Annotated in this window: 15 protein-coding genes and 1 pseudogene; 9 read left to right on the forward strand and 7 right to left on the reverse strand. The window is 72.7% G+C overall.

Going from position 1 to position 15,446, the window contains the following annotated elements:
- Position 1: 1 nt before the first annotated feature.
- The gene (locus ABEA10_RS20680) at positions 2-1,240 is read left to right on the forward strand and encodes a hypothetical protein (protein ID WP_345466153.1); all 1,239 of its coding nucleotides are present in this window, start codon (positions 2-4) and stop codon (positions 1,238-1,240) included.
- A complete protein-coding gene (locus ABEA10_RS20685) occupies positions 1,240-1,785 on the forward strand; it encodes a hypothetical protein (RefSeq protein WP_345466155.1) in 546 nt (181 codons plus the stop codon). The genes ABEA10_RS20680 and ABEA10_RS20685 overlap by 1 nt, the downstream gene beginning before the upstream one ends.
- On the opposite strand, the gene ABEA10_RS20690 is transcribed toward ABEA10_RS20685, so the two are convergent.
- Entirely contained in the window at positions 1,742-3,898 is a 2,157-nt protein-coding gene (locus tag ABEA10_RS20690) for a tetratricopeptide repeat protein (RefSeq protein WP_345466157.1), read from the reverse strand. The genes ABEA10_RS20685 and ABEA10_RS20690 overlap by 44 nt on opposite strands.
- Positions 3,899-4,236: 338 nt before the next feature.
- On the opposite strand from ABEA10_RS20690, the gene ABEA10_RS20695 reads away from it, so the two are divergent.
- The gene (locus ABEA10_RS20695; RefSeq protein ID WP_345466159.1) at positions 4,237-6,081 is read left to right on the forward strand and encodes a S8 family serine peptidase; all 1,845 of its coding nucleotides are present in this window, start codon (positions 4,237-4,239) and stop codon (positions 6,079-6,081) included.
- A gap of 2 nt (positions 6,082-6,083) precedes the next feature.
- Here the strand turns inward: ABEA10_RS20695 and ABEA10_RS20700 are convergent, their stop codons facing one another.
- Positions 6,084-6,494, reverse strand: coding sequence for a DUF2000 family protein (locus ABEA10_RS20700; protein ID WP_345466161.1), 411 nt, complete (start codon positions 6,492-6,494; stop codon positions 6,084-6,086).
- A 73-nt stretch (positions 6,495-6,567) separates the two neighbouring features.
- Here ABEA10_RS20700 and ABEA10_RS20705 point away from each other — a divergent pair, with 73 nt between their 5' ends.
- A complete protein-coding gene (locus ABEA10_RS20705; protein WP_345466164.1) occupies positions 6,568-7,392 on the forward strand; it encodes a helix-turn-helix transcriptional regulator in 825 nt (274 codons plus the stop codon).
- Here ABEA10_RS20705 and ABEA10_RS20710 read toward each other — a convergent pair.
- Complete coding sequence (locus tag ABEA10_RS20710) at positions 7,379-8,077, reverse strand: ArsR/SmtB family transcription factor (RefSeq protein WP_345466166.1); 699 nt, start codon at positions 8,075-8,077, stop codon at positions 7,379-7,381. The two genes, ABEA10_RS20705 and ABEA10_RS20710, sit on opposite strands and share 14 nt — an antisense overlap.
- Positions 8,078-8,188: 111 nt before the next feature.
- On the opposite strand from ABEA10_RS20710, the gene ABEA10_RS20715 reads away from it, so the two are divergent.
- Both ABEA10_RS20715 and ABEA10_RS20720 read left to right on the forward strand, forming a co-directional pair.
- Positions 8,189-9,403 (forward strand): MFS transporter, encoded by a 1,215-nt coding sequence (locus tag ABEA10_RS20715; protein WP_345466168.1) that lies wholly within the window; start codon positions 8,189-8,191, stop codon positions 9,401-9,403.
- Between the two features lie 90 nt (positions 9,404-9,493).
- A complete protein-coding gene (locus ABEA10_RS20720) occupies positions 9,494-10,585 on the forward strand; it encodes an NAD(P)/FAD-dependent oxidoreductase (protein ID WP_345466170.1) in 1,092 nt (363 codons plus the stop codon).
- A gap of 5 nt (positions 10,586-10,590) precedes the next feature.
- On the opposite strand, the gene ABEA10_RS20725 is transcribed toward ABEA10_RS20720, so the two are convergent.
- Complete coding sequence (locus tag ABEA10_RS20725; protein WP_345466172.1) at positions 10,591-11,436, reverse strand: NAD-dependent epimerase/dehydratase family protein; 846 nt, start codon at positions 11,434-11,436, stop codon at positions 10,591-10,593.
- 116 nt (positions 11,437-11,552) lie between these two features.
- Here ABEA10_RS20725 and ABEA10_RS20730 point away from each other — a divergent pair, with 116 nt between their 5' ends.
- Entirely contained in the window at positions 11,553-12,044 is a 492-nt protein-coding gene (locus ABEA10_RS20730; protein WP_345466174.1) for a MarR family winged helix-turn-helix transcriptional regulator, read from the forward strand.
- 123 nt (positions 12,045-12,167) lie between these two features.
- On the opposite strand, the gene ABEA10_RS20735 is transcribed toward ABEA10_RS20730, so the two are convergent.
- Positions 12,168-12,599, reverse strand: coding sequence for a hypothetical protein (locus tag ABEA10_RS20735; protein ID WP_345466176.1), 432 nt, complete (start codon positions 12,597-12,599; stop codon positions 12,168-12,170).
- A gap of 110 nt (positions 12,600-12,709) precedes the next feature.
- A complete protein-coding gene (locus ABEA10_RS20740; protein ID WP_345466179.1) occupies positions 12,710-13,282 on the reverse strand; it encodes a helix-turn-helix domain-containing protein in 573 nt (190 codons plus the stop codon).
- A gap of 46 nt (positions 13,283-13,328) precedes the next feature.
- Here ABEA10_RS20740 and ABEA10_RS20745 point away from each other — a divergent pair, with 46 nt between their 5' ends.
- Positions 13,329-13,874, forward strand: coding sequence for a GNAT family N-acetyltransferase (locus ABEA10_RS20745; protein WP_345466182.1), 546 nt, complete (start codon positions 13,329-13,331; stop codon positions 13,872-13,874).
- 10 nt (positions 13,875-13,884) lie between these two features.
- The gene (locus ABEA10_RS20750) at positions 13,885-14,589 is read left to right on the forward strand and encodes a Mut7-C RNAse domain-containing protein (RefSeq protein ID WP_425550932.1); all 705 of its coding nucleotides are present in this window, start codon (positions 13,885-13,887) and stop codon (positions 14,587-14,589) included.
- A gap of 279 nt (positions 14,590-14,868) precedes the next feature.
- On the opposite strand, the pseudogene ABEA10_RS51205 reads toward ABEA10_RS20750, so the two are convergent.
- Positions 14,869-15,381 (reverse strand): annotated as a pseudogene (locus ABEA10_RS51205) (histidine kinase); the annotation flags it as partial.
- Positions 15,382-15,446: the final 65 nt, after the last annotated feature.

Raw genomic sequence — 15,446 nt, forward strand, 5'->3', positions numbered from 1 at the left:
GTTGTCGAACGACGAATGGGTCCCGGGGCCCTTCGGGCTGGACGCGGCCAGGGGAACGACCGTGCCGGGCCAGCGGACGGTGCTCGCCGTCGTCCATCACCTCACCGCCGGCACGCGGCTGGCCGAAGTGCTTCCGCTGCTGGAGAGCGACCGCCGGATTCAGGTCGTCTACACGGCCGCGCCGTCGTCGCACTTCACCGGCGGGCTCGCGGACTACCTACACCGCCTGGGCGGCCTGACGGTGCCCTGGAGCCAGGCGATCCGGACGCCCTTCGACCTGGCGGTCGCGGCGTCGAACGGACGGCTGGAGAGCCTGCACGCGCCCGTCCTGACGCTGCCGCACGGGTCCGGTCCCGGCAAGCTCTACCCGCGCATCGAGGGAGCCGGGCCGGCCGCGCCCCGCCCGGTCACCGGCGTGCTCCGCGACCGCCTGGTGGTCGGCGGACGGGTCGTCCCGTCGGCGTACGTGCTGCCGCACGAGCGGCACCTGCGCCTGCTCGAGCGCGACTGTCCCGAGGCGTTACCCGTGGCGGTCGTCGGCGGCGACCCGTGCTTCGACCGGCTCGTCGAGAGCCGGTGGCGGCGCGCGGCCTACCGGCGCGCCTTCGGCGTCGGGCGCGGACGGCGGCTGGTCCTGGTCACCTCGACCTGGGGCGCGCACTCGCTGTTCGGGCGGCACCCGGACGTGCTGTTCCGCGTCGCCGCCCAGCTCTCACGCGAGGAGTACGCGGTGGTGGCGGCGCTCCACCCGGGCATCTGGACCATCTCGGGGCGGCGGCAGGTGACGCGCTGGCACACCGACTGCCTGCGCCACGGCGTACGGCTGCTGCCGCCGGAGGAGGGCTGGCGTGCCGCGCTGATCGCGGCCGACCACGTGATCGGGGACCACGGCTCGGTCACCTACTACGGGGCCGCGCTGGGCGTGCCCGTCGCCCTTGGGGCGTTCGCCGAGGATGACGTCGAGCCGGGCTCGCACATCTCCCGCCTCGGTGCGATCGCGCCGAGGATCGACTGGGACGCGCCGCTGTCCCCGCAGCTCCGCGCCTCCACCGGGTGCTTCGGCGAGGACGTCCACGCCGCGCTCCGTACGGAGCTCACCTCCGTGCCGGGGCGCGCCGCGCAGATCCTGCGGCGGGAGATGTACCGGCTGATGCGGCTGGCCGAACCGGACCACCCGGCCCGGCTGGAACCGGTGCCGCTGCCGTACTGCGTGTCTCGCGACGGGCTGCGGGCCGCCTGATGGACACGAGCGCGTGGCGCGTCCGGGTGTATCCGGCGCCGGACGACGCGGACCCGTACCCCTTACCCGGCCCCGACCGGCGGCGCGTCGTCGTCACGGGACCGGCGACGCCGCCGACCACGGCGGTGGTCCACCGTGTGGCGATCGACATGCGTCATCCCGGCGACTCTGGGTTCGCCGACGAGCACCTGCTCGCGGACGCCGGCGTCCCCGGGCCCTGGCCGCCGATCGCGGATGTGATCGTCGCTGACGGGCCGCTCGGACGGGTGGCGGCCCTGCGCGCCCGATGCCCGGGGTGTCTCGTGGCGGCATTCGGCCGACCGGGCGGCGAGTATCTGCTGGAGGTCGCCGCCGACTGGTTCGCGCGGCTGGTGCCGCTCGGGCCCGGGACCGTGGACGTGTGGCCGTACGCATCGTTCGTCCACACGTGGACGGTGACCGGCCGGCCCCTCGACGCGCTCGACGACGGATGTCTGCACGACGGCCGGACGGGCGTGCGGATCAGCGTGATGGGGCGTCCGGAGGTGTGGCAAGTCGCCTCGTGACCTCGTCTGCCTGCGGTGCGCCGAGCTCGGTGTAGATAGTCAGCGCGGCCCGCAACCGGTCGCGCACCTCGTCCGGCTCGGCGCGCCGCTCGGCGAGATCGGCGAGCAAGACGTGCACGCCGGCCTCCTCGTGCCGGGCACCCGCGGTCCGGGCGCTCACGAGCGCCCGGGCCAGCGCGTCGGCGGCCTCGCCGAGCCGGTCCGCGCGCAGGTACACCGTCGCGAGGCCGCCCAGCGTACGGGCCTGGTGATAGTGCTCCTCCTGCGCCTCGAACCAGCGGAGCGCCGCTGTGAAGTGCGCGATCGCCTCGTCGTGGCGGCCGATCGCGCTCTCCGCCTCACCGAGGTGGCGGGTCATCAGGGCGACACCGCGCGGGCGTCCGAGCTCCTCGTGGATCGCCCGGGCCCGCGCGAAGTGACCGATGGCGCGCTCGCCGTGGCCCGTCGCGAACTCGGCCACGCCGAGACCCTCCAGGGCGGACGCCTCGCCGAGCGGATGCCCGCCCGGGGGGTCGAGCCGCAGCGCTCGGCCGTTGTAGTCGATGGCGGACCGGAAGTCCCGGCGGTTGAGGTGGGCCGTGCCCAGCGCGGTGAGCATGCGGGACTCCGCCTTGGCGTCACCGCACTCCCGCGCGGCGGCCAGCCCGACCTCGTGCGATTCGAGCCAGCTGCCGTAGTGCTTGCGCAGCAGGAACAGCGGCCACATCGCCTCGCAGAGCTGCCAGGCGGCCTCGTGCAGTCCCGCGTCGTGGGCGTTCTCCACCACGGCCACGAGGTTGGCGCGCTCGCGTTCCAGCCAGCCGAGCGCGTCCTCCCGGCCGTCGAAGGCGGCGGCACCGCGCCGTGCTTCGTCGTAGTGACCGCCCAGGTGCCAGCGGCCCGGCATGACGGCCAGGTCGGCCGCGACGGCCGTCCGCAGGTACCAGTCGGTGAGACGCCGCACGGCCTCCGCGCGACCGGCCGCGGACTCGGAGACGTCGGCCTCGCCCCGCGCGTGCAGGCGCACCAGGTCGTGGAAGTGGTAGCGGTCGCCGGGACCCTCCTGGAGGAGGTTCGCCCCGGCCAGGAGGTCCAGCAGGTTGGCGGCCTCCTCGGCGCCGGCACCCAGGAGCGCCGCGGCGGCTCCGGCGTCGAAGTCGGTGCCCGGGTGCAGGCCGAGCAGGCGGTACAGCCTCCGGGCGGCCTCGTCGGGGACCGCGCCGTAGGAGGCGTTGAAGACCGCCTGCACCGACGCGTCGTCCTCATCCCCGACGAGCGTGGCCAGCCGGCGTGTCTCGTCGGTCAGCTCGCGGACGACCCGTGCGATCGGCCAGCGCCGCCGCGCGGCGAGGCGCACTCCCGAGGCGCACACGGCCAGCGGCAACCGCCCGCACAGCGCGACGAGGGCGACGGCCTGCTCACGCTCGCCCGCGACGCGCCCGTCGCCGAGGAGACGGTCGAGCAGTTCGACCGCTCCCTCGTCGTCGAGCGGCGCGACGTCGAGGAAGCGCGCGCCGTCCACGGCGAGGCCCGTGAGGCGGTGGCGCGTCGTGACCACGACCAGGGCCGGTCCCGGGCCGGGCAGCAGCGGGCGCACCTGGGCGGCCGACACGGCGTTGTCGAGCATGACGATCAGGCGCCGGCCCGTGGTCAGGGTGCGGAACAGCGTCGCCTGCTCCTCGGCGTCGGCCGGCACCGCGGCGGCGTCGACGCCGAGCGCGCGCAGGAAGCGTTCGAGTGGCTCGGCCGGCGGCATCGGCCGCTGCCCGGAGAATCCGCGCAGGTCGACGAAGAGCTGGCCGTCGGTGTAGGACTCGCGGATCTGGTGCAGCCAGCGGAGCGCGAGGGTGGTCTTGCCGACGCCGCCCGTACCGCTGACCACGACGATCAGCGGAGCGCCGGTCTCCGGCGGTCGCTCGGCGAGCCGCCGCAGCGCCGCCAGTTCGCGCGTGCGGTCGGCGAAGAACCCGGCGGAGGGTAACTGCGCCGGCGCGGGGAGCGCGGCGGGAGTGCCGAAGTTGAACTGCACGTCGCCGTGAATGGAGCGGGCCTGCACGGCGGCTCCGGCGACATCTCCGGCCAATTGATTCTCCCAGCCACCATCGGCCCCGGTCGTCGCACTCTCGTCACGCAACAGGCCGCCCCTTTTTCTCCCGTCTTACATTGCCGCAGTATAGATCGCCGAACGACGAAAGCACGCGAGCTGACCAGGTCAGGCCGTTTCCCTGAAAGGCGGCACTGATCTCCTTTGCTCTGACAATTTGCACGATAAGCAGCAATAAACGACAGCCGTCCGCCGACTCTTAGCAGGTCAGCAGCCAGATTGACGGAAGCGGTCGCGGGAATTGAATTGATGCGCGGCCCGATCTGTGGCCGCGTTGTCTGCGACAGAAGTTAAATGACCGATACGCCGCGCGGATGCCGCTCGTCTCGTTCGTCTCGAGCCCGGTTCCCGCCGTGAAGGGAGCAGATGTGTTCATCCCCACCCGGCGGGCGAGACGTGCCGGAATCGCCGCGCTGGCCGCCCTGGCGCTCGTCTCCGCGCCGGCCCGCGCCGACGTCGGCTCGCCGGACCACGGCGCCGATCCGCTCGCCGCGGCTCCGGTCAAACGGGCGTGCCCCGACACGTCCCAGCCGGGCATGGTGACCTGCCTCGCGCTCGTACGCACCGACGTGAAACCGCTGCACGGCGTCCAGCCGCAGCGCGCGCCCGCCGGGCTGGGCGCCACCGACCTGCGCGACGCCTACCGGCTCCCGACCGCGACCGCCGGCAAGGGCCAGACGGTCGCCATCATCAACGTCTACGACGATCCCAAGGCCGAGTCGGACCTCGCCGTGTACCGCGCGCAGTACGGCCTGCCGCCGTGCACCACCGCGAACGGCTGCTTCCGCAAGGTCAACGCCGACGGCGGCAGCCGGCTGCCCCGCGCCGACAGCAGCTGGGCCGAGGAGATGTCCCTCGACCTCGACATGGTCTCGGCGACCTGCCCGAACTGCAAGATCCTCCTCGTCGAGGCCGACCAGCCCTCGATCCCCGGTCTGGGCAAGGGCGTCGACACCGCCGTACGCCTCGGCGCCAGGTACATCTCCAACAGCTACGGCGGCCCGGAGGCGGCGTCCGCGAGCGCGAGCGACTTCCAGCACTTCGACCATCCGGGTGTCGCGATCACCGCGGCCTCCGGCGACAGCGGCTACGGCGTGCTGTTCCCGGCCACCGCCCCGCACGTCACCGCGGTCGGCGGCACGTCGCTCAACCGGGCGGCCAACGCGCGCGGCTGGAACGAGACGGCGTGGAGCGGTTCGGGCTCCGGCTGCTCGACGCGGGCGCCGAAGCCGCCGTGGCAGAAGGACACCGGCTGCTCACGCCGCACCGTCGCCGACGTCGCGGCGGTCGCCGACCCGCACACGGGCGTCGCGGTCTATGACACGTTCGGGTTCGGCGGCTGGCAGGTCGTCGGCGGCACCAGCGCGGCAGCGCCGATCATCGCCGGAACCTACGCCCTGGCCGGCTCCCTGCCCGCCAACGGGTACGCGGCCTCGGTGCCGTACGCGCACGCGGGCAGGCTGCACGACATCGTCGAGGGCAGCACCGGCACCTGCACCCCGCCGTACCTCTGCACCGCGGGCCCCGGCTACGACGGCCCGACCGGCCTCGGCACGCCCGACGGCGTGGACGCCTTCCGCGCCGGCCAGGCGGGGTCGAGCCGGGCGCGGGCCCGCGAGGCCGGCGCCGCCCACCCGGCCCCGGCGGCGTCCCGTCCCGGCGTACCGCACGGAGCCGTGGCGGGCGGAGCCGTCGCGGGTCAGGCCGTCAGGAGCGGCGGCGTCCCGGCGCGTACGGCCGCCGTGGCGCGTACGGCCGCGGTGGCGCTCCGGCCGCTCGCCAACGGCGGGTTCGAGACCGGCTCGCTGGCCGGCTGGACGTCCGCAGGCGTGGTGACCGGCGTGACCAAGGACCATCCGCACAGCGGCGGGTACGCGGCGCTGCTCGGGTACCCCGACGACCCGAAGAAGGGCGACTCCGTCATCCGGCAGAGCTTCACCGCCGTCCGCGGCAACCGCAGGTTGTCGTTCTGGTACAACGTCAGCTGCCCGGACCGGGTGCGCTACGACTGGGTGACCGCCTCACTGCGCGACGACACGACCGGGGCCACCCGCACGGTGCTCCCCCGGACCTGCACGTACGACAACAGGTGGGAGAAGGCCGAGGCTCCGGTCGTCGCCGGCCACGCGTACACCCTCACGCTGCTGAGCCACGACGACGGCTACTTCGGCGACCCGACGTCGGCCAAGTTCGACGACGTGACGCTGTCCTGACCTCAGGGGTGCAGGGGCAGCCCTTTGAGCGTCTTGTCCAGGGGGTTCTTCGACCCGAACACCACGAGACCCACCAGCGCCAGGTCCTCGGCCGCCACGGCGCGGACCGCGGCGCGGTTGGCCTCGTCGTGCCCGGTCTTGAACATGTCCTCGGTGAAGACGGCGACGTCCAGGCCGCGGTTCACGGCCGAGGCGCGCACCCGGCCGAGCGCCTCGGCGTCGGCGGCGTAGACGAGCACGGGCTGGCGGAACATCGACAGGTACCCGGTGCCGGAGCCGTCCTCGTACGGCTCGCCGATGACCTCGGGGTGGTTCGCGGCGACCGCACCGGCCAGGAACGCGGTGACGTTGAGCTTCTGCCAGACGGCCAGATCCTCCCGGACCACAATGCCGATCTTGGTATCGAATCGCATGGGACCGATCCTGGCGCGGCGGCCCGCCGGGGTCTTGAACGCTCGTGCGCCTCTGACGAGCGACAATGGGGCGATGTCACGCGATTGGTCCCGTTACTGGCACTCGGGTGACCGACCGCTGGAGGCCATGCACGCGCACTTCGAGCGGCATGTCTACCACCGGCACAGCCACGAGTCCTACTCCTTCGGCGTCACGGAGAGCGGCGCCCAGTCGTTCACGTGCCGCGGCGGTGCGCACACCAGCGCCAGCGGCATGGTGATGGCGTTCAACCCCGACGATCCGCACGACGGACACGCCGCCGACGGGCTCGGCTTCACCTACCGCATGGTGCACATCGGGCCCGGTCTCGTACGGGACGTGCTCTCCGACCGGGACGGGCGCCCGGCCGCTCTGCCGCTGTTCGCCGAGCCGGTGATCGACGATCCGGTCGCCGCGCGGCACGTCCACGCCCTGCACCGCGCGCTGCTCGGCGGCGCACCGGCCCTGCGGCGCGACGAACTGCTCGCGGCCACGGTCGCGTGCCTCACCCGCCGCGCCACGCGGTCGCGGTCCGACCGGACCACGGCTCCGGACTCCGCGGTCGCCGCCCTCGCGCGGGACGTCATCCACGACGCGTACCTGGAGGACATCACCGCCGACGACCTCGCCGCCGCGACCGGCCGTACCCGCTACGCGGTCTACCGCGCGTTCCGGGCGTCGTACGGCATGGCGCCGAGCGACTACCAGCGGCAGCTGCGGCTGCGGGCCGCCCGGGGGCTGATCGCCGCCGGCGAGCCGCTGAGCGACGTCGCGGCCCGTACGGGGTTCGCCGACCAGAGTCACCTCACGCGCTGGTTCACGCGCTACTACGGCGTCACGCCCGGCGACTACCGGCTCGCGCTCCTCAGGACGGGGTGAACCCGGGCAGCAGGACGGGCAGCCGCTCGGCGCCCGCCGCCGTCACCGTCAGCTCCCGCCCACCGGCCGGCGCGACGAGGCCCCGGTCGACGAAGGCGTCGAGCACGCAGCGGCCGAGCGCCCCACCGAGGTGCGGAAGCCTCCGCGTACGGTCCAGGCAGGCGGTGGCGAGCTTGCGGCGCCCCGGGTCGACCGCCGCGACGTCGACGCCGAGCTCGGCGAAGAACGCGGGATCGGGTCCCAGGCTCCGGCCGTCGCCGGTCAGCGCGCCCCGCTGGACGAGCGCGCCGAACACCGCGACGCCGAGCCGCCCGGCGAGGTGGTCGTAGCAGGTCCGCGCGGTGTCGGCGGTGGTGACGGCCCGTCGGGGCCCGGCCCCGGGATCGGCGTGCGCGTACCGGGAGAGCGCCGCGAGCACATCGCCGAGACCGGGGGCGGACACGCGGTAGACCGCGTGCCGTCCGGAGTGCTCGACGTCGACCAGCCCGGCCGCGCGCAGCCGTGCCAGATGGTTGCCCAGGCGGGGCGCGGTCACGCCGAGGGCGTCGGCGAGCTGGGTGAGCGTGTGCGGGCCCTCGATGGCGAGGAACTGCAGGGCGGTGAGCCGGATCGGATCGGCGAGCTCCCGCGCGAGCGCGGTCACCGCGCTGGTCACCGGGTGCCGAGGATCGATCCACTCCGCCACGCCGCCCAGACTATCACCATTCATGTAACCGTGAATGATGATTGCCGCCTCCCGGCCTACGTGGCTACATTCACCTTTCAGGCATCTCTGAAGGGTGGCATGGTGACAACGATGACGCTCTCGGCGGTACGGCCGGGGCTGCGGCGCCTGCTCTGGGGGCGCGGGGTGTCGGCGCTGGGCGACGGCCTGTGGTTCACCATCTGGGCGCTGTACTTCACCCGGGTCCTGCGCCTGCCCGCGCCGACCGTCGGCCTCGCCATGGCGCTGGCCGGAGGCGCCGGGCTGGCCCTGGCCGTGCCGATCGGGGCCCTCGCCGACCGCCACGGCCCGCGCGGAGTCCTCATCACGGTCACTCTCGTACGGGCGGCGGCGATGGCGGGCTACCTGGTCGTCCACGGCACCGTGGCGTTCCTGGTGGTCACGGTCCTGTTCACGGCGCCGGCCAACGGCGCCACCGCGGCGCGGACCGCGATGGTGGCCGGCCTGGTCGGCGGGGACGCCGAACGGGTGAGGACGCTCGCCGGGCAACGCGTCGCCCAGCACGTCGGGTACGCCCTCGGCGCCGGACTCGGCGCGCTGGTGCTGTCGGCCGACCGGCCCGCCGGATACCTCGCGGCGATCGGGGGCGACGCGGCCGGCTTCCTCGTGCTGGCCGCCGTGACCGCGACCGTCCCGGCCGTGGCGCCGGTCGCCCGGTCGCGTACGGCCCGGGTCCGGCCGGTGCTGCGCGACCGCCCGTACCTCGCCGTCGTCGGGACCACGGCGGGGCTCTCCCTGTGCTGGGCCATGCTGTCCACGGGTCTTCCGCTGTGGGTCTCCCGATCCGGCCGGCTCCCGCTGGCGCTGAGCGGCGCCGTCGTAGTGATCAGTTCGGTCGGGATCGCCCTGCTCCAGGTGCCCGCCTCCCGGCTGGCGCGCGGCGTCGGCGCCTCGGCGCGTACGGCGGTGCGGTCCGGCGTCGCGCTCGCGGCGAGCTGCGTGCTCCTGGCCACCACGGGGGCCGGTCCCGTACCGGTCGCGGCGACGGTGGTCGTCGTCGCGGCGCTGTTCCACGTGGCGGGCGAGCTCGGCTTCGTCGCGGCGAGCTGGGGCCTGTCGATCACCCTGATGCCCGAGGACGCCCGCGGCGCGTACCAGGGCGCGTCGGAGGCGGCCACCGCGACGGTGCAGATGTTCGCGCCCGCGGTGTTCACGCTGGCGCTCACCGGGCTCGGTGCGGCGGGATGGCTCCTCGTCGCCGTGGTGTTCCTCGGCTGCTCGGCGCCCCTACCGGCACTCGCCCGCTGGGCCCAGCGGACCCGCCCGGAGCCGCGACACACCATCTGACCAGGTTGAACATTGGTGATCGCGCCCCTTCTGTTCGCTACCGTCGCGATCAAGGCCTCCGCGAGGCGCGGGGGAGCGAAAGGAGCCCTCGTGCGAGTCGTGATCATCGGAGCGGGCATCGTGGGCGCCGCGGTCGCGGCCGGGCTGACCCGCCGCGGGGCGCGGGTCACGGTGCTGGAGGAACGCTTCCCCGGCGCCGGCACCACCGGCGCGTCATTCGGCCTGGTCGCCGCGGACCACCCGGAGTCGGAGTCGTACCACACGCTGACCCACGCCGCCGTCCACGCCCACCACGCGCTCGGCAGCGACGCGTTCGTGCCGACCGGACACCTGATGTGGGCGACGGAGCGAGCGGGCCTGGAGGAGCTGAACCGCCGCGTGGACTGGCTCGCCGGCCGCGACTACGCCGTCGAGCGGATCACCGCCGACCGGGCCGCCGAGCTGGAACCGGGCCTGGTCCCACGCCCGGACGGCACCGAGTACGTCCTGTTCCCGGAGGAGGCGCACGTCTTCCCGGCCCGGCTGCTCGGCCGCCTGCTGGCCGAGGCACGCGCGGGCGGCGCCGACGTCGAGACGGGCGTCGCCGTACGGGAGATCCGGTCGAACGGGTCGGGGGCGAACGTCGTGCTCGCGGACGGCGACGTGCGCACCGCCGACTACGTGGTGAGCTGCGCGGGCCGCTGGACCGGCACGCTGCTGGACGTCGCGACGCTCGACTCGCGCATGCCGGGCGCGCACACGGGCGGCTTCCTGGCGAGCACGACGCCGGTGACGGCCCCGCTGTCGCGGGTCCTGACGACGGACCGCCTGAGCGTGCGCCCGGACGGCGGGGGCCGCCTGCTGCTGCGCGCCCCGGACCTGGACGCGGCGGCCGACCCGGCGCTGCCACCGCCTCCCCGAGTCGGCGCGGAACTGCTGTCGCGACTGCCGGAACTGCTGACCGGCACCGACGGCGCACACGTGGAACAGGTACGCGTCGCCCAGCACGCGGGCCCGTGCCGCGGCCGTACGGCCGCCGGCTTCGTGGACCACGCGTACCGCGTGTACGCGGTGGTCACCCGCGACGGCATCACACTCGCACCCCTGCTGGCGGACCTGATCGCCGGCGAACTACACGGCACCGAGTCCGCCCTGCTGAGCCCGTTCCGCCCAGGCGCCGAAGTGCTCACGTTCCCCGGTTAGCCGCGTCACAGAGCTCCGGCGTCTTTGGCGGTGTGGACGGTGGGGTGGACGGGACGGAAGCCGAGTTCGCGGCGGATCTTGGCGGTGTCGACGATGCCTTCCCAAGGATCGTCGAGGGTCCGGCTCGCCGCTTCATCGGCGGCCGGCTCGCGGTTGAGGTCGAGCAGTTCGAGGGCGGTGACGGGCGCGTCGTCGGCCACGTTGTAGATCTGGCCGTCCACGCCGTTCGCCTGGACGAGGCGTAGGAGGGCTTGGCCGACGTCGGCGTGGTGCACCATGTGCAGGCGCTTGTGCAGCGGCCAGTCACGTGCCCACAGCAGCGATTCGGCCAGGTGCGGATCTCCCTCGCCGTAGACGAACGCCAACCGGGCGATGCGCAGGGGCAGTCCCTCGGTTCGGTGGAGTCGCACGAGTGCTTCTTCGGCGGCCACCTTGCTCGCCGGGTAGGCCTGCCCGGGTGGCGCGAGCTCGTCGGCCTCCGACGCCGGGCGACCCCGGCCCGGCCCGTAGACCCGTGTGGTACTGGCGTAGACGAACCGGCCGACGCCTGCTCGAAGGGCGGACTCGGCCAACGCGACCGTCGCGGTGTGGTTGACCGTGACCGCTTCCTCATCGGGCACGCCGCGGAACGCCGCACCCAGGTGAACGATCGTCTCGACGCCCTTGAGCGCCTGCTCGAGAGTGCCCGGGTCACGCAGGTCGCCCACGGCGAGCTCGGCGCCGAGCCGGCCGAGAGGCTCGGCCCGAACCGGGTCACGGACCAGGATGCGGACGGGTGGTGCCTGCTGCAGCAGGCGGGGGACGAACCGGCTACCGACTCGACCGGTGGCACCGGTCACCAGGACGGTCATCGCGACTCCCGAAGCTCGATGTGCTGTGAGCCTCGACGGTAGCAGAAGCTTTGATGAGTCCAACTATTTGACTCATCGAATATTCTGAGCGATCCTACGGACGTACCATGGCCGTCATGGAAGAACGCGGCCCCGACCAGGACGAGCAACTCAAGGCCGAGATCTGGAAAGCGCTGTACGACTTCTTCCTGGACGAGCACGAGCTTCATCTGGCGTCCGTCGCCGAGTTCGGCGTCAGCGCCGGCGATCTCAAGGCCCTCATGCGGCTGGCCCCAGGCCGCCGCGAGCCGATGCGCGCCCTGGCCGACATGTGGCGCTGCGACGCCTCGACCGTCACCTGGATCGTCGACCGGCTGGAGAAGCAAGGCCTGGTCGAGCGCCAGGCCCACGAGACCGACCGGCGCGTCAAGGTCGTCGTGCTGAGCGATCGCGGCAGGCGCCTCCGCACACAAGTGCGCAACCGCCTCTACCGGCCACCCGCCGTACTGTCGGAACTGTCACACGACGACCTGCGGACGCTCCACCGGCTGTCCGGGCAGCTCCGCCCGGAAGCACCCGACGCCGAGCGCAGTAACGACGAACCCCCAGCAGACCCGCGGGCCCTGTGAGGGGCACCCTCACACCCGGCGAGCGTTCGTGACCGGTGCGGTCCCAATGGTATTTCAGTCTGCGAGGCTTCTACCTCCATGGTTCACGTCGGACGAATCGTAGAGCGATCCCTCTTCCGCAGATCAACGGGTTTTTTCCGCAGCCCGGAAGGCCTTGATGCAGCCTTCGGTCCCGACGGATACGTTCGCTATAACGTTTTCGGCGAACGCGAAAGGCAGGCTGTGGCTCGGCCTCCAGTTGCAGCAGCACGGTGGACGTGAACTGCTTGGTGTTGCTGCCGATACGGAACCACGCCTTCGGGTCCGCCGGCACCGCATGAACATGTCGCCCCAGCCCGCGTGGGCATAAGCGACGCTGTCTCCGTCGCGGACCATACCGATGACGCCGGGCAGTTTCTGTTCCAACTGCATTCTCGCCACGCCGGCCTGCAGCACCTCACCCGGCGTCTGCGGCTCGTCGGCCCGCGCGGCGGCGGTCATACCCGCCGCGCCGGTCGCGCCGATCAGAACGGAAAGGGCGATGACCGTTCGGGTCCCGATTCGCCAGAGTTTCACCTGTACCACCTTTGAAATCAGCCGCTGCTCCGCCGTAGAGAAAGTAGTGGCGACCGATTAAATCGGAGTGAAACCACGATTTCGGCGGGCCGGGTCCGGCGGACTCCGCGTCAACCACGCGGCGTACGGGCACGCATGATGAGCGCGGCGACGTAATAGGTGCACGGCTCGGAGCCCGCGTTCGCGTACGCGTGGCCGACATCGGCGGCGAAGTAGGCCGAGTCACCCTCACCGAGGTCGACGGACCTGTCGGCGATGGTCAGGCGGAGCGTGCCGGACTCGACGACGATGTACTCATGGGAGCCCGGGGCGTACGCCGGGAACTCGCCCGCGTCACAGTCCGGCGGCAGCGTCGTACGGATCCACTCGAAGTTCACGCCGGGCACCACCGGCGAGAGGATCGTCCGCCGCCACCCTCCGGGTTCGTCGACGCTGTCCTGGTCGGCGGCGCGGCGTACGACGATCCGAGTGTCATCGGGCTCGGCGACGAGGTCGACGAGGGGCACGCCCAGACCGTCCGCGATGCGGGCCAGAACCACGATCGTGGGCGCCTTCTGCCCGTGCTCCACCGACGACAGCATGCTCACGCTCACGTCGGCCGCTTCGGCCAGCTGCTGAAGCGTCAGGCTCCGATCGCGTCGCAGTCCCTGAACGCGCCTGCCCAACGTCACGAGCTCCAGCATTCCTCTATAATAGAGCTTAGTTTCGCTATAGAGAATCGAGCATGCCGTGGCAGTCCCCGAAGCGGTCATCCGCCCCGCGGCCTCCGCCGACCTGCGGGCCGTAGCCGAAATCTACGCGCACTACGTCTCCCAGACCGTGATCACCTTCGATCAGGTCTCGCCGACCGTCGCCGAATGGCAGCAGCGGCTCGACGGCCTCGCCGACCGGGGCCTTCCCTTCCTGGTCGCCGACGTGAACGGCGTCGTCGTCGGGTACGCCTACGCCGGCCCCTGGCGCCCGAAACCGGCCTACCGGTACACCGTGGAGGACTCGATCTATCTCGCCCCCGACCAGACCGGCCGGGGGCTCGGCGGAACGCTGCTCGGCGCGTTGCTGCCCCGATGCGCCCAGGCGGGCATGCGCCAGATGATCGCGGTCATCGCGGACACCGGAAACGGCGCCTCCGCGGCGCTGCACCAGCGTTTCGGCTTCGCCCACGCGGGCCGGCTGACCGGCGTCGGACACAAGCACGGCCACTCGATCGACACGCTGCTCATGCAGCGGGCCCTGACCACGGACGAACACCAACAGACCCGAGAGCGCGGACAATGAGAGCGTGGGCATCGTCATCGAGTTCGCGCGAGAGTTGCGGCTGTTCCTCGCCGCCCGGCACCGGAACGGGCGGGTGGAGGCGGCCGTCGACGGCACGTCTTCGCTGGGACACGTGATCGAGTCGCTCGGCGTGCCGCTGCCCGAGGTCGGCACGCTGCTCCGGGAGGGCGACCCGGTCGCCCCGTCTCACCGGCCCACCGACGGGGAGCACGTCACCGTACTCGCCGTCTCACGGCCACAGCCGACGCCGTCCCCGCCCAGGTTCCTGCTCGACGTTCACCTCGGCACGCTCGCACGGCGGCTCCGGCTCGTCGGGGTCGACGCCGCGTACGACAACGACCTCGACGACGACACCCTCATCGACATGGCCAACACACAGCGCAGGATCCTGCTCACCCAGGATCGCGGCATCCTCCGCCGCCGCAAGCTGTGGTTCGGCGCCTTCGTACGGGGCAGCCGGCCCGAGGAGCAGTTCGACGACCTCCTCGACCGGTTCGCACCGCCCCTGCACCCCTGGACGCGCTGCACCGCCTGCAACGGGCTGCTCGCCCCCGTCGCCAAGGCGGAGATCGAGCACCGCCTCGAACCCGGCACCCGCCGCTGCCACGACGAGTTCGCCCGCTGCCAGACCTGCGACCGGCTCTACTGGAAGGGCGCCCATCGCGAACGGTTGCAAGCGATCGTCGACGATGCCCGCCGGATGCGCGGCGCGTGACCGGTGGCGCGTTAGCGCCTGGTCGTCGCGGACGAGCACTCGGTTCGTGCGGGGCTTCCCGCGGGGATGCGTGCGTGTACGAGGAAGCCGCCGTCGTCTTGGCGGTGGGCGGTGAAGTGACCGCCGAGGGCGTCGACGCGTTCTTGGAGGCCGGTGAGGCCGCGTCCGCTTCCGCCAGGGGATGCGGTCCGCGAGGTGGCGCCGTGGGTGGCGACCTCCATGGTTGAGCAGGTCGAGCAGGTGCCGCAGGTCGGTGATGGCGCGCCGGCCGGTGTCGGTGACGGCGGTCAGGGTCGCGTCGAGGCGGTCGGGTGCGGCGGTCAGGTAGCGCGCGGCCTCGGCCTGGACGACCATGGCCGTGACGTGGTGGGTGACGACGTCGTGGAGTTCGCGGGCGATGCGGGTGCGTTCGGCGGTGAGGGTGGCCTCGGCGATACGGCTCCGGCGCTCGGCCTCGGCGGCCCGGGTCGAGCGCAGCCAGGACCCGACCCTCCACACCATGACCAGCGCGACATAGAACAGCGCGAATCCCTCCACCTTCTCGGTCCCGCCGAGCCGATGAAGCTCCACCGCCAGCGACACGTACCCCAAGCTGAACACGACGGCGGTGACACGCCGTCGGCGTTCTGAGTGGGCGCCGACGCTCATCAGCGCGATGGCCAGTGCGGTGCCCGCTATCTCGTGATAGCCGCGGAGCTGGTCGAGGACGAACCCGAGCGATACCAGGGTCATGCAGAGGACCGGCCAACGCCGGCGCACGGCGAGCGGGAGGGTCTGGAGGGCGACCGCCACGATGGTCAGGTCGTCGAAGGGGCGGGCCGGCAGCTCGCCGACGTGCGTCTCGTGGCCGTGGAACA

Origin of the sequence: Actinoallomurus oryzae (genome assembly GCF_039541955.1) — a bacterium.
GTDB classification, from domain to species: domain Bacteria; phylum Actinomycetota; class Actinomycetes; order Streptosporangiales; family Streptosporangiaceae; genus Actinoallomurus; species Actinoallomurus oryzae.